At 70.2% G+C, this 14,261-nt stretch carries 11 protein-coding genes; 7 read left to right on the top strand and 4 right to left on the bottom strand.

Annotated elements, in window-relative coordinates; genetic code table 11:
- Positions 1-14 precede the first annotated feature (14 nt).
- Both IEZ13_RS02015 and IEZ13_RS02020 read right to left on the bottom strand, forming a co-directional pair.
- On the bottom strand, positions 15-746 hold the full coding sequence (locus IEZ13_RS02015) for a polyphosphate polymerase domain-containing protein (RefSeq protein WP_183216037.1): 732 nt from the start codon (positions 744-746) through the stop codon (positions 15-17).
- The gene (locus IEZ13_RS02020; protein ID WP_229794408.1) at positions 743-1,285 is read right to left on the bottom strand and encodes a DUF4956 domain-containing protein; all 543 of its coding nucleotides are present in this window, start codon (positions 1,283-1,285) and stop codon (positions 743-745) included. Before IEZ13_RS02020 ends, IEZ13_RS02015 begins: the two co-directional genes overlap by 4 nt.
- Before the next feature lie 272 nt (positions 1,286-1,557).
- On the opposite strand from IEZ13_RS02020, the gene IEZ13_RS02025 reads away from it, so the two are divergent.
- Positions 1,558-2,325, top strand: coding sequence for a DUF4190 domain-containing protein (locus IEZ13_RS02025; RefSeq protein ID WP_183216041.1), 768 nt, complete (start codon positions 1,558-1,560; stop codon positions 2,323-2,325).
- A 50-nt stretch (positions 2,326-2,375) separates the two neighbouring features.
- Here IEZ13_RS02025 and IEZ13_RS02030 read toward each other — a convergent pair whose 3' ends face one another.
- Positions 2,376-3,074 (bottom strand): hypothetical protein, encoded by a 699-nt coding sequence (locus IEZ13_RS02030; protein WP_183216043.1) that lies wholly within the window; start codon positions 3,072-3,074, stop codon positions 2,376-2,378.
- Positions 3,071-3,382 carry a hypothetical protein gene (locus IEZ13_RS02035; protein WP_183216045.1) on the bottom strand — a complete coding sequence of 104 codons (312 nt, stop codon included), beginning with the start codon at positions 3,380-3,382 and terminating at the stop codon, positions 3,071-3,073. The genes IEZ13_RS02030 and IEZ13_RS02035 overlap by 4 nt, the downstream gene beginning before the upstream one ends.
- Before the next feature lie 209 nt (positions 3,383-3,591).
- Here IEZ13_RS02035 and IEZ13_RS02040 point away from each other — a divergent pair, with 209 nt between their 5' ends.
- From IEZ13_RS02040 to IEZ13_RS02065, 6 genes are all read left to right on the top strand, one after another.
- Positions 3,592-6,423, top strand: a complete 2,832-nt coding sequence (locus tag IEZ13_RS02040) for an AfsR/SARP family transcriptional regulator (RefSeq protein ID WP_183216047.1) — start codon at positions 3,592-3,594, stop codon at positions 6,421-6,423.
- A gap of 39 nt (positions 6,424-6,462) precedes the next feature.
- Positions 6,463-7,290 carry a glycosyltransferase family 2 protein gene (locus tag IEZ13_RS02045; RefSeq protein WP_183216049.1) on the top strand — a complete coding sequence of 276 codons (828 nt, stop codon included), beginning with the start codon at positions 6,463-6,465 and terminating at the stop codon, positions 7,288-7,290.
- Positions 7,291-7,978: 688 nt separating this feature from the next.
- Complete coding sequence (locus tag IEZ13_RS02050) at positions 7,979-9,238, top strand: glycosyltransferase (protein ID WP_229794409.1); 1,260 nt, start codon at positions 7,979-7,981, stop codon at positions 9,236-9,238.
- Positions 9,239-9,281: 43 nt separating this feature from the next.
- Positions 9,282-10,904 carry an ArnT family glycosyltransferase gene (locus IEZ13_RS02055; RefSeq protein WP_183216053.1) on the top strand — a complete coding sequence of 541 codons (1,623 nt, stop codon included), beginning with the start codon at positions 9,282-9,284 and terminating at the stop codon, positions 10,902-10,904.
- Positions 10,901-12,148 (top strand): glycosyltransferase, encoded by a 1,248-nt coding sequence (locus IEZ13_RS02060; RefSeq protein ID WP_183216055.1) that lies wholly within the window; start codon positions 10,901-10,903, stop codon positions 12,146-12,148. The genes IEZ13_RS02055 and IEZ13_RS02060 overlap by 4 nt, the downstream gene beginning before the upstream one ends.
- Positions 12,145-14,235: a galactose oxidase early set domain-containing protein gene (locus IEZ13_RS02065; RefSeq protein ID WP_183216057.1), complete on the top strand. Its 2,091-nt coding sequence runs from the start codon at positions 12,145-12,147 to the stop codon at positions 14,233-14,235. Before IEZ13_RS02060 ends, IEZ13_RS02065 begins: the two co-directional genes overlap by 4 nt.
- Positions 14,236-14,261 lie beyond the last annotated feature (26 nt).

Below are 14,261 nucleotides of genomic sequence, written 5' to 3' on the forward strand. Positions count from 1 at the left end.
GTGTGTCCTGTCTTTCAGGGGAAATGGCGGCGCATGAGTCTGCGCCAGGGGACGGCGGGCAGATCCGGGCGCAACGCTGCGAGCCCGGTCGCGTACTTGGAGATGCTGGTGGGCCGGTGCCCGCGGGCCCACAGCAGCCGGTCGACCGGGGAGACGGCCGATCCGGTCTTGGTCTCGACCACCGCGACGTGCGGGAGGGTCAGTGCGGTGCCGTCCACGCCGGTCCAGGTGAGATCGACGTCGACGGTCGCCCGGGAGTCGTCCGCGGGCTGGTAGAACGTGGTTCGCCGGTAGTGCGTGAGCAGCGTCGGCGCGAGATCCAGCCCGGCGCTGTGGCCCAGCACGTCGTCGACGAACCAGCGGCCCGGCTCGACCGTGTCGTGGTCGCAGGCGTGGTAGGGCAGCCGGTTCTTGACGGTACCGCCGCGGTAGCCCTCGGTCTTCACTTCCAGCCAGCACAGCGCCGAGTCCAGATAGGTCCGGGTGCGGACCTTGAACCGCCGCCGCCGACGATGCGCGGTGAGCCGGTAGCTGACCAGGTCCGGGGTGTCGAAGTAGACCGACCGGTAGCGGAACGTCCGCTCGCCGTCGATCTCCAGCACCCGGGTTCGCGGATCGAGGAGTTCCACCAGCTCCCGGGCCGCTTCCAGGGGAAGGACGTACTTGCGGTCGACCCGCGTCTGCAACTCGGCCTTCGCGGTGAGCTCGGCCAGCGAGATCGGATCCAGGTGGGTGGTCGCGCTCACCGGTTCACTCCGGCGAGCGTCGGCGCTTTCCTTCCCTGGGCGTACGAGTAGCGCACCTCGACCACGGTCGTCTCGTTGACCAGGTCCAGCCGCTCGATGGTGGCCTTGTGCACGCGGGCCCCGAGGATGCCCTCCAACTGCACGGTCAGGGTGAGCGGATCGGTGACGGCGCTGTCCAGCACCAGCACCTGCCGCCCGTACGACCGGAACAGCCGTGGGTGGTCACCCAGGTACATGACCGTCAGGATCAGCCCCATCAGCGCCGGCACCAGCCACTGCTCCCCACCGCTGAGCGGCCCGAGGATGCCCAGCGCGAGCGCCGAGAAGTAGTACGCCACCTCGTGCTGGTCCAGCTCGGTGGACCGCAACCGGATGATCGACAGCACCCCGAAGAGCCCGAGCCCGAGTCCCGCCCCGACCGTGCTGGAGCTGAGTGACCCGGCCACCGCGAGAACGCCCACGTTGACGCCGAGATAGGCCACCACCAGGTCCCGCCGCCGGTGCCGGGGGAAGTACAGCCCGAAGACCAGAACGGACACCGCTACGAGGTCTAGCGCGAACATGGCGAGCCGGGGCATAGTGACACGACCTCTCGAGGGTTCCGGCCGGACTCCCCCCGTGAACACTGTCCGGACCGCAGGTTACATATCGATGAACTTCGATTAGAAGGTAACCTCGACCGGCCGCTTTTCCATCGAACACAACCTCAGAGCTACCTCAAAGACCCCTGTGTTCCAGCTGTCCCGGTCGATACCGATTCTTGATCAAGTAGGGACACCGCGCGGGTGGGGTGGGGAACTACCGTGCGACCGTGCACAACCAAGTTCCTTCCGACCCCTTCCAGCAGCCGGCGACGCCGGCCGCTGCTCCCCCGCCCTTTCCCCCCGCGCCTCCGCAGCCCTTTCCGCCCGCCCCCGGCCAGCAGCCGTTCGGCGGACCGGTAGCCCCCGGCCAGTACCCGCCGGGCTTCGGTGGCGACCCGTTCGCGCCGCCGCCGAAGGAGGGCACCAACGGGTGGGCGATCGCCGGCCTGCTGACCACCTTCCTCGTCAGCGGCCTCGTCGGGGCCATCTTCGCCGTCATCGCGCTGCGGAAGATCAAACGGCAGCCCCAGCGTGGCCGCGGGCTCGCCATCGCCACCCTGATCATCGCCGGACTGCAGGTCCTGTTCATCGCCGCGATCTTCGCCGTCATCGTCGTCGACGAGCGGCGGGACGCGGCGGCCGGGATCGACGACGTCGTGGTCACCGATCTGAAGGCCGGCGACTGCATCCGCGACTTCGACGGGACCGGAGCGATCTACGACCTTCCGACGGTGGCCTGCACCGATCCGCACCAGGCGGAGGTCTACCACGTCTACACCTTCCCGGAGGGCTCCTACCCCGGCACGGCCAAGGTCGAGGCGGAGAGCGACAAGCGGTGCGGCGCGGCCTTCGAGCCGTACCTGACCCCGCAGACCGAGAACATGGACATCTACTACCTCTACCCGCGAGACGACAGCGAATGGCGGCAGGACCGGAGCATCTCCTGCGTCCTGGTCGCCCCGAGCGCCACCCTCACCGCCCCGCTCACCAAGTGACCGGTCCGGCCACGCCCTCCGAGGGCGTGGCCGGACCCATGATCACGTGTTCACGGCCCGACGCGGCCGCCCTCCGGCTCCGCGTCTTCGAGCGCGTCGTTGGCGTTGTCCTGCATCACCAGGTCGACGGCCGACCCGAGCACCGCACCCGTCACGATGGCGCCGGTGACGGCGCCGCCGCTCGCCGGCCCGCTCCACCAGGTGGCGACGGCGGCACCGGCCGCGCCGGTGATCGCCCCCGTGACGTCCGCGCGGGCGATCTGGGACTTGTCGATCCCCCCGCCGGCCTTCTTCGCGGCGCCGTCGGCATCGGACCACATCGACACACTGCCGATCAGCACTCCGGCCACGAGGTCGGCGATGTGCTGCTCGGGGGCGGTGAGTGACCCGCCGAGCCGTTCGTTGACCGCCGTGACGCGGTCGGCGACCGTCCCGGCGGTCGTGTCGGCCGCGCCGGCGATCGCCAGGTAACCACGCAACAGGGTGTCGAGCGCCTCGCTCCAGTCGGCATCGGGATCCTTGCCGCTGCGCGCCGACGCGACGACCGACCGCGACCACGTCACGAAGTCGGACCGCGCGCTCCTGGTCGTCTCGCCGCGCTGGAGTGTCAGCTCGAACGCGACGTCGATGACGGCGTCGACGACTCGCCGTTCCTCGCGGAGCTCCGCGAAGATCGCCAGCACGTCGCGCTCGTGTCGCTCGGCTACGACGCCACCGGTGGTGGCGGCGCCCTTCGTCGGCGTACTCATTTCTTTGTGATCTTGATCGAGGTCGACGTGCCGTTCGCGTCGGTCGTCGTCGTGGTCGTCGTGGTGCCGCGGTCGTCGCTGGTGGTGGTCGTGGTGGTCGTGGTGCCTCCGGAACGGACCGTCACCGAGGTGACGAGGGTGCCGCCCGAGATCGAGAACGACTCGGTCACCTGCGTCCCCATGCCATCGGCCCGGGCGCCGCCGCCGGCCTCGCTGACCCGCAGGGTGAACGTGCTGGCCTCGAACGCCTGCTGCTTGCCGTCGATCTCGAGCACGCCGACGAGGGCTTGGCTGAGCTGGTCTGTCATGAACCGGCCTTCCGTGGGTTGGGATGTCCAACAAGACCTCCCGACGATGGGTGGGCGACCGTGGGTAAACGTTGGCGAATCCTTGAATGCGCCGGTCAGGGCGTTCCAGGATCGGGTCGGTGACAGAGTGTTGAACCGTGGGCGCCGCACCGGCCAGGCTGAGCGGTACGGACGTACCCGGGGGCGCTGGCACTGAGGCGGTGGTCGAGATGGCTGTGGAGTTCCGCCTGCTCGGCGACCTGGAGGTCCACATCGACGGCCGCCCGGTCGACGTCGGCCACGTCCAGCAGCGCTACGTGCTCGTGGCCCTGCTGCTGGACACGAACCGGGTCGTGCCGCTGGACCGGCTCCTGGACCGGGTGTGGGGCGACCATCCGCCCCAGCGGGCACGCGGCACGCTCTACAGCTACCTGTCCCGGCTCCGGAAGGCCCTGGCCACCGATGACGTGACCATCACCCGCCGGCCCGGCGGCTACGTGCTCACGGCGGATCCCGACACTGTGGACGTCCACCGGTTCCGGCGCCTCGTCGCGCAAGCCCGCACGGCCGACGACGAGACCGCCGCGGTGCTGCTCGCCCGGGCGCTCGCGCTGTGGCGCGGATCGCCGTTGGCCACGTGCGACACGCCGTGGCTCACCGCGGTCCGTGACGAGCTGGAGATGGCTCGATGGGCCGCCGAACTGGACCGCAACGAGGCCGCGCTCCGTTGCGGCCGGCACGCGGAACTGCTGGGCGAGCTGCCAGCGTGCGCCGCCGCGCACCCGCTGGACGAACGCGTGGCCGGTCAGCTGATGCTGGCCCTGTACCGGGCCGGCCGGCGGGGCGACGCGCTGGCGTGCTACCAGCGGATCCGGCTGCACCTCGCCGACGATCTGGGCATCGACCCCAGTCCACCGCTGCGTGACCTGCACCGGCGGGTGCTGACCGCCGACCCGGCCCTGACCGTCGCGCCGCGGGCCCGGCCGTCGACCGCGGCCGCCGCGCGTGTTCCGGTCCCGCGCCAGCTCCCCGCGCCGCCGCGCGCGTTCACCGGCCGGACCGGCGAGCTGGCCGAACTGACCGCCACACTGGATGCCGGGGCCGATCAGGACGGCGGCGCGGTGACGATCTCGGTGATCGACGGCACCGGCGGCATCGGAAAGACCTGGCTGGCCCTACGGTGGGCGTACGACAACCTGTCACGCTTCCCCGACGGGCAGCTCTACGTGAACCTGCGCGGGTTCGACCCGGCCATCGACCCGGTGCCGCCCGCCGTGGCCGTACGCGGGTTCCTCGACGCGCTCGGGGTCTCGCCCGAGGCCATCCCGCCCGATCCCACCACGCAGGCCGCGCTGTACCGCAGCCTCGTCGCGGATCGCCGGATGCTGATCGTCCTGGACAACGCCCGCGACAGCGCCCAGGTGATCCCGCTGGTGCCCGCCACCGGCACGGTGCTCGTCACCAGCCGCCACCAGCTCACCAGCCTGATCACCGAACACGGTGCCCGGCCACTCCCGCTCGACGTGCTGACCGAGGCCGATGCCCGCCGACTCCTCACCGGCCACCTCGGCGCCGACCGGGTCGCCGCCGAACCTGAGGCGGTCACCGCGCTCCTCCGGCACTGCGCGGGTCTACCGCTGGCGCTGGGTGTCGTCGCCGCCCGCGCCTCGATCCGCCCCGACCTGCCGCTCGCGGCGCCGGCCGCCGAACTGCGCGAGTCCACCACCCGGCTGGACGCGCTGGACGGCGGCGAACTGGCGGTGAGTCTCCGTACCGTGCTGTCGTGCTCGTCCATGGCCCTGCCGCGGGACGCCGCGCGGATGTTCGGGCTGCTCGGCCTCGCGCCGGGCCCGGACATCGGCCTGCCCGCCGCCGCGAGTCTCGCCGGCCTGTCGCCGGCCGCCGCCCGCGTCCTCCTGCGCCGGCTCATCGCCGCGCACCTGCTCCATGAGCCGGTGTCCGGCCGCTATCGCATGCACGACCTGGTCCGGTTGTTCGCGGCGGAACAGGCCGGCGCGGACTGCGCGGACCCCGCCGGTGAGCGGCACGCGGCGCTGCGCCGCGTGCTCGACCACTACCTGCACACCGCGCACGCCGCGGACCGGCAGCTCGCCCCGCACCGCGATCCGATCATCCCCGGCCCGCCGCCGGCCGGGACCACGCCGGAGGAGTTCGGCGACCACAACGAGGCGCTGGCCTGGTTCACCGCCGAACACGCCGCGTTGCTCGCCACCATCGACCGGGCCGCCGACGCCGGGATCGACACGCACATCTGGCACCTCGCCTGGGCGTTGACCACCTACTTCAACCGGCGCGGGCACTGGCACGACCACGCCGCGACCTATGCCGCCGCCCTGCGGGCGACCAGACGCATGGCCGACCGGCACGCCCAGGCCCACGCCCACCGGGGCATCGCGGTGGCGTACACCTGGCTCGGTCGCTACGACGACGCCCGCACCCACCTCGAACACGCCCTCGGACTGTTCGGCCGGCTCGGTGACCTCGCCGGACAGGCACTCAGCCACCGCACCCTCGCCCGGCTCTCCGCACAACAGGGCGAACACCGGCAGGCCCTCCCCCACGACGAGCGGGCCCTCGCCCTCTACCAGGCCGCCGGCCACCGCAGCGGACAGGCCACCGCGCTCAACGCCGTCGGGTGGCACCACGCACACCTCGGCGACCACCAGCTGGCCCTCACCCACTGCCAACGGGCCCTCGCCCTGCACCAGGAGCTCGGCGACCGCCACGGCACCGCCGCCACCTGGGACAGCCTCGGCTACATCCACCTCCACCTCGGCCACCACCAGCACGCCACCGAGTGCTACCAGCATGCCCTCGACCTGTTCCGCGACCTCGACGACCGGTACCAGCAGGCCGAGACGGCCATGAACCTGGGTGACACCTGCCGGACCATCGGTGACATCGACACCGCGCACACTCACTGGCGGCACGCGCTGGACGTCCTGGACGAACTCGGCCACCCCCGCGCCGAACAGGTCCGGGCCAGGCTGAACCACCGGCCCACCCGTCCGCGCGGCCGCCTGCCCGTTCGCAGCGGCTGATCCGCTCAGTTCGCGGCCCGGCCTGCCGAATAGATGTTCATGGCCCGGCCACTGCTGGCCGCGGTGCTGATCGTCAAGAACGAGGCCGCGATGCTGCCCGCCTGCCTGGAGTCGCTCGCAGGCGTGGTCGACCAGATCCACGTGCACGACACCGGCTCCACCGACAGCACTCCGGCGGTAGCCGCCCGGTACGGCGCCACCGTCACCCACGGCGGCTGGCACGACGACTTCTCGGCCGCCCGCAACGAGGCACAGCAGGGCTGCCCGGCGACCTGGATCCTCGCCGTCGACGCCGACCACCGGGTGACGGCCGACCCCGGCGCGCTGCGGCGGCTGCTGGCCGAGGTCACCACGGACGCCCTCCTGGTACAGGTCGACGGAGCGCACCACGCCGGTCCCCATACCCAGCTCGAGACCCGGCTCTACCGGCCCGGCTCGCTCTCCTGGACCGGCCGGGTACACGAACGGCTGGCCGGGCCCGGCTCCTCGCCCCCGGACCAGGGCACCGTGCCCGCGGCCACACTGCGGCTGCACCACCTCGGCCACGCCACCTACGCGGACCGGATCCGCCGCGCCGACCGCAACATCGCCCTCGGCAAACTCACACTCGACGAGCTCATCGCCCAGGGACAGGCCGCCGACCCGCAGCAGATCGCCCGGACGCTGCTCGACCTGGGCCGTGACTGCATGGCGGCCGAACAACTCCAGCAGGCGGTCGACACGTTCGCCCTGCTGCGCGAGATGTTCCCGGGCACACCGGAATCGACGCAGGCGAACGACGCGCTGAGCCGCCTCATGGTCGGGGTCTGCTACGACAGGTTCTGCCGGTTCCTGGTCGACCAGTTGCAGGCCACGAGCCGACCCTGAGCCGGATGCTCATGGTTGCGGCTCCGCGTGACGGTCGGTCAAGGTGAAGAGGAAAGTGTCGAGTGTGTGGCACTCGAGCGCCGCTCCCAGATCGGACACGGAATCGGTTGCCATCATCCCCCCGGTTGAATTCTCGTTGTCCATGTCGTGCGGGGGATAACGCTGTCAACGCGGCGCCGGATGAGAAAGCATCCGTCGGCGAGACAGCTTGTCGCCGACGAGGCCCCGTCCGTAACTCACCTCGCGCCGATGATCGACGGAAGCGGAAGTCCATCGCCGCCACAACCCGAACCACCCCAAAGCCGAATATTCGTCGTCCGGCTCGCACCGCCAGATGCTGTAAATCGGGCAGAAAGTATTTTTTAGAAGCACTGGGAAGCCACGACGTCGGGGAGACGTTCCCTCGGACGCGGGACGCGGGAAAGAGCCGACATGGCTTATGTTCTTTCCGGACCCGGAGGGCCTGCCGCTCGCACACGCTCAGATGGGCGGTACGGGCTACTTTTTCGTCACCGGAATAGACGTGATGTCGCCGATCCGACGCATTTTCCGGCAGAAACAAATGCGAAACAAATCACCGGGAAGCAGGAGCCCGGATGATCGACTTGAATTGCGCACATGATTCCGCGATAAGGTCGGGCCGCTCCATTCCTGGTGACGTGATCCCAATTGATGAAAGGCGACGACCTTGGCTGCCGCCGTCATGATTCTCATCTCCGCTGTGCTGGCCACGTTCGCGGCGGTGACCCTCTGGTGGACGATGCACGCGTGGCGCACCCCGGAGACCCTGGCCGGGACCCGGTTCACCGAGCCGGACGGTGACCACCGGCTGACCTTCTCCCTGCTGTTGCCGGCCCGGCACGAGCAGTCCGTGCTGGAGCACACGATCCAGCGGCTGCTCCGGTCCACCCATCAGGGCTACGAGATCATCGTGATCGTCGGCCACGACGACCCGGAAACGGCCGCCGTGGCACACCGGGCGGCGGAGAACGCGCCCGGCCGCGTCCTGGTCGTCACCGACCACAACGAGGTCAAGAACAAGCCACGTGCCCTGAACACCGCTCTGCCGTACGTGCGCGGCGACGTTGTCGGTGTCTTCGACGCCGAGGACCAGGTGCACCCGGAACTGCTCGAGCACGTCGACCACGCGTTCCGATCGACCGGCGCGGACGTGGTGCAGGGCGGCGTCCAGCTGATCAATTTCCACTCCAGCTGGTTCAGCCTGCACAACTGCCTGGAGTACTTCTTCTGGTTCCGCAGCCGGCTGCACCTGCACGCCGACAAGGGGTTCATCCCGCTCGGCGGCAACACCGTGTTCGTCCGCTCCGACGTGCTGCGCGGCGCGAACGGCTGGGACGGCACCTGCCTGGCCGAGGACTGCGACCTGGGAGTGCGCCTGTCCAGCCGGGGCGCCAGGGTGGTCGTCGCGTACGAGGCTTCGCTGGTCACCCGCGAGGAAACCCCGGACACCCTGGGCAGCCTGCTCAAGCAGCGCACCCGGTGGAATCAGGGCTTCCTGCAGGTGCTGCGCAAGGGCGAGTGGCGGCGGCTGCCGTCGTTCGGGCAGCGGCTGCTGGCCCGATACACCCTGCTCGGCCCGTTCTTCCAGGCCTTCTCCGGCATCGCGATCCCGATCGGCATCGCCGCCGCGATCTTCGCCGATCTGCCGGTCGGCATCGCGCTGGCCACCTTCGTACCGGTCGTGCCGATGGCCGCCAACATCGTCTTCCAGACGGTCGGCCTGCGCGACTTCGGCAAGCAGTACGACCTCAAGATCAAACCGGTCCACTATGCCCGGCTGATCCTCGGCGCGTTCCCGTACGCCCTGGTCCTGAGCGTCGCGGCGCTGCGCGCCGTCTGGCGCGAGTACACCGGCCGCCGCAACTGGGAGCTGACCGCCCACGTCGGCGCGCACATCAACAACAACGCCGAGGTCGGTACGGCATGACCGACCGCACCGAGCGGCTTCCCGTGGAACCGGAAGGCACAGCATGACGACTACCAGCGAGGCTACGGCCGGCACCGCTGTCATCCCCAAGGCGCGAGCCGGCGGCCTCGAGCCCACCCTGCCGCGCCGTCGGCTTCCGAAGCACGATCACCAACCGGCGAGGGTACGGCAACGCGAGCTCACCGGCGGAGAAGGACTGCTCGCCGCCGGGCTGACCGCGCTCGTACTCGCGGTTCTCACCATCAACATCACCGGCTTCCCGATGGCCAGCGACGACGAGGGAACGTACCTGGCGCAGGCCTGGGCGGTCGCCACCGGCAAGGGCCTGGCCCACTACACCTACTGGTACGACCATCCGCCGCTGGCCTGGATCCAGCTGGCCGCCCTCTCCTGGATCCCGGACGTCTTCGGAGTGACCGGCCCCGCCGTGACCGCCGGCCGGGTCGCCATGATCCCGGTGGTGGCGGCGTGCGTGCTGCTGGTCTACCTGATCTGCCGCCGGCTCGGAATGGCCGTCTGGTCCTCGTCCGCCGCGCTGCTGTTCTTCGGCCTCTCGCCGCTGACCGTCACCATGTACCGGGAAATCTACCTGGACAGTTTCGCCGTTGCCTGGATGCTCGGCGCGCTGGCCCTGGTCCTCTCCCCGCGCCGCAACCTGTGGCACTACACGGCCGCCGGCGCGGCCACCGCGATCGCCGTGCTCAGCAAGGAAACCATGCTGGTCACCCTGCCCGCGGTGTGCGTGGCGCTGTGGCAGAACGCGGCCCGCAGCTCCACCCGCCCGTGGGCGGTCGGCGGCTACACCAGCGGCCTGGTACTGGTCGGCGTCTTCTACCCGTTGTACGCGCTGCTCCGCGGCGAGCTGTTCCCCGGTCCCGGTCACGTGTCGCTGATCGGGGCGTGGCAGTTCCAGCTGGCCAACCGCTCCGGCACGGGCAGCATCTTCACCGACGGCTCCGGCTCGCACGAGCTGGTCGAGTCGTGGCTCTTCTACGACCCGGTGATCCTGGTGGCCGGTCTGGCCGCCACGGTGCCGGCCCTGTTCGTACGCCGTCTGCGCCCGGCGGCCGTCGCGGCCGTGATCCTGGCGCTGGTCGCCATGCGCCCGGGCGGCTACCTCCCGGCCATGTACGTCGTACAGATCCTGCCGTTCCTCGCCATCGCGGCGGCCGGGATGCTGGACGTCGCGGCGCACCGCCTCCCGGCCCGGCGCCGCTGGTGGCGGCCCGCCCTGGCGACCGTGACGATCCTGCTCGCCGCCGTGCTGATCGGCCCGCGCTGGTGGACCGGCAACCAGCGGGCGCTGACCGCCGCCGACAACGCCGGGTACACGGCCGCCGCCGAGTACCTGCGCACCTCGATCCCGGACCGGGCCGGCTCGACCGTGGTGGTCGACGACGTCCTGTGGCTGGACTGTGTCGAGGCCGGCTTCCCGGAGCAGCAGGTCATCTGGTTCTACAAGCTCGACCTGGACCCAGCCGTGGCGGCCCGCCTGCCGAACGGCTGGCGCGACGTCGACTACCTGGTCTCGACGCCCGCGCTGCGCCAGGACCCGTCCGCGCTGCCCGGCGTGCGAAGCCTGCTGACGAACTCGACGGTCGAGGCGAGCTTCGGCCCACCGGACGGCCGTATCGAGATCCGCCGTATCGACAAGGAGAACCCATGACGACCCAGGCACAGGGCCGGGCCGCCGTCGGTCTGCCCCATCAGGCCACCGCCACCCCCGGTGAGAAGACCCTGTCGCTGGACCGCAACCCGAAGCCCGGCCGGACCCGGGCCGTGCTGCCCGGGCAGATCGGGGTACTCCCCGCGCCGACCACCCTGCGGCAGAGCATCATCGTGCCGACCTTCAACGAACGCGACAACGTCGCCGCCCTGCTGGAACGTCTCGCCGCCGCGCTGCCGCACGACGACACCGAGATCGTCTTCGTGGACGACAGCACCGACGGCACACCCGAGGTGATCGCCGCGCTGGCCGCGGACTACCCGATCGCGGTCACCGTGCACCACCGCGACGAGGGCGTCGGCGGTCTGGGCGGCGCCGTGGTGGAGGGCATGCGGATCGCCCGCGGCGAGTGGATCGTCGTGATGGACGCCGACCTCCAGCATCCGCCGGAGATCGTGCCGGATCTGATCGCGGCCGGGCTACGCGACGGCGCCGACCTGGTCGTCGGCAGCCGGTACACGAACGGCGGCAGCACCGGTGGACTCGCGGACGGCTACCGCAAGCTGGTGTCCCGCGGTTCGACTCTGCTGGTCAAGACCCTGTTCCGCAACAGTCTGCTGGCGGTCAGCGACCCGATGAGCGGCCTGTTCGCGATCCGTGCCAGCTCGCTCGACGCCGGGCAGCTGCGGCCGCTCGGATACAAGATCCTGCTGGAGCTGGTCGTCCGGAACCGGCCCGGCCGGGTGGTCGAGGTGCCGTACACGTTCCAGACCCGGCACGCCGGGGAGTCGAAATCGACGGCCGCCGAGGGGATCCGCTTCCTCAAGCACGTGGCCGGGCTGCGGTTCGGGCCGGGCCGGCTGCGGATGCTGGCGTTCGCGCTGATCGGCCTCTCCGGCCTGCTGCCCAACCAGGCCGTGCTGTGGGCGCTGCTGCACGCCACCGACGTGCACTACACCGCCGCCGCGGTGATGGCCAACGTGGTGGCGGTCGTCTGGAACTTCGCCCTGACCGACACGCTGCTCTACCGCAACCACCGGCGGCGCGCCCCACTCAGCCGGTTCGGCCGGTTCTTCCTGATGGGCAACGCCGACCTGCTGCTGCGCATCCCGCTACTGGCCCTGCTGGTCAGCGGCCTGCACCTGGGCGTGCTGGCCGGGAACCTGCTGACCCTGGTGACGTCGTTCGCCGTCCGTTTCCTGATCTCCGACAGGCTCATCTACCGAGCCGGGAAGAAGCCATGACCCGATCACGACCACTGCTGAGCCGGCGTAACCGGCTGCACATAGCCCAACTGCTGGTGCTCACTCTCGTACTGTTCATGGCTCTTCCGGAACGCCCGGCGTCAGCCGGCGCGAACCTGATCGCCAACCCGGGCCTGGAATCGCTCGCCGGCGACGGATTTCCGGTGTGCTGGGAGCAGTCCGGGTGGGGCGACAACGGGCACACCTTCGCGGTGAGCGCGGACGCACACAGCGGCGCCCGGTCCATGTCGGTGACTCTGGCCAACGCCGGCCAGGGCGACCGCAAGGCCATGATGCTCGAGGACACCTCGTGCGCCCCCAACGTCACACCGGGTCACCAGTACGACCTGTCGGTCTGGTACAAGACGACCACGCCGAACACGGTGATGACCATGTTCCGGCACGACGTGGCACAGGGCTGGGTGTACTGGACCGATCTGGCCAGCCTGCCGGTGACCGCCGACTGGGCGCCGCAGACCGTCCGGACCCCGCAGATTCCGGCGAACACCGACCAGATCGTCTGGGGCGTCACCATCTACGGCAACGGGACGCTGCTCACCGACGACTACACGATGGTCGACGCCACCCAGCCCACGCCGGACGAGTCGTGCAGCGCCGGCGACAAGTGCGTGAAGGGCGCCTGGCAGGTCATGCCGTTCCAGTCCCCGGTCCGCGGCATCCACGCCGTGGTGCTGCGCAACGGTGACGTGCTCCTGATCGCCGGTTCCGGCAACGATCCGGACGCGTTCGCCGCCAAGACCTTCACAACGGCGATCTACAAGCCGGGCACCGGGCAGTTCACCGCCGTGCCCACGCCGGAGGACCTGTTCTGCGCCGGGCACGTGCAGCTCAAGGACGGCCGGGTGCTGGTCATGGGCGGCAACAAGGACTACCCGGCGGCGGACGGCAGCCACGGCTACAAGGGACTGAAGAACTCGTACATCTTCGACCCGGCGACCAACAGCTACCAGCGGGTCAACGACATGACGGCGGGCTCCTGGTATCCGTCGGCCACGATGCTCGGCAACGGCGACGTCATCTCGCTGGGCGGCCTCGGCGAGGACTCCCACGGCATGGTCGCCACCCAGTACTTCTCCGCCGCCCAGGAGCGCTGGCTCGGCATCAACGAGGCCAACCAGACGTGGAACTTCTGGGGCCTCTACCCATCGATGATCCTGATGCAGGACGGCCGCCTCTTCTACACGGGCAGCCACGTGTTCGGCAACGGCACCCCCGGCACCGGTTCGGCGATCTACGACTACCACGCCAACACCATCACGCCCGTCCCCGGGCTGCGGAAGAAGGACGAGCGGGACCAGTCGATGAGCGTGCTCCTGCCGCCGGCGCAGGACCAGAAGGTGCTGACCTTGGGCGGCGGCAACATCGAGAGCAACCCGGACGCCCACCGGCTCACCGACATCATCGACCTCAAGCAGCCGTCCCCCGTCTACACGGTGGGGCCGGCGCTCCCGCAGGGCACACTGACCGGCGGCGTTCCGCAGACCGGAGACCAGGGAAAGATGTACGTCTCCGCGGTCCTGCTCCCGGACGGCAAGGTCTTCGAGACCGGCGGCGCGCTGCACAACCGGGCCGACCCCGTCTACGAGGCATCGATGTACGACCCGGCCGCCAACACGTTCACCCCCGGCCTGGCCACCGACCCGGTGCCGCGCGGCTACCACTCGTCGGCGTTCCTGCTGCCGGACGGCCGGGTGATGGCGGTCGGCGACAACCCCGGCAACGGCACCTTCGACATGCGGGTGTCGGTCTACTCGCCGCCGTACCTGTTCCGGGGCGCCCGGCCGCAGATCACCGGCCTGTCCAGCGCCAACTGGGCCTACGGCAGCTCGAACACGATCACCGTGGACGGCCCGGTACTGAAGGCGGAGCTGATCCGCCCGGCCGCGGTCACCCACTCCAGTGATCCCAACCAGCGGTTCGTCGACCTGCCGATGACCGTGAACGGCAACTCGATCGACCTCAACCTGACCAGCAACCCCAACCTGGCGCCGCCCGGCTGGTACATGCTGTTCGTGGTCGGCACCAACGGAGTCCCCTCGGTCGCGAAGTGGGTGAAGGTGGGATGAGCAAGCTTGCGAACGAATCATCGGGC

This window comes from Actinoplanes campanulatus (assembly GCF_014647795.1).
GTDB classification, from domain to species: Bacteria; Actinomycetota; Actinomycetes; order Mycobacteriales; family Micromonosporaceae; genus Actinoplanes; species Actinoplanes campanulatus.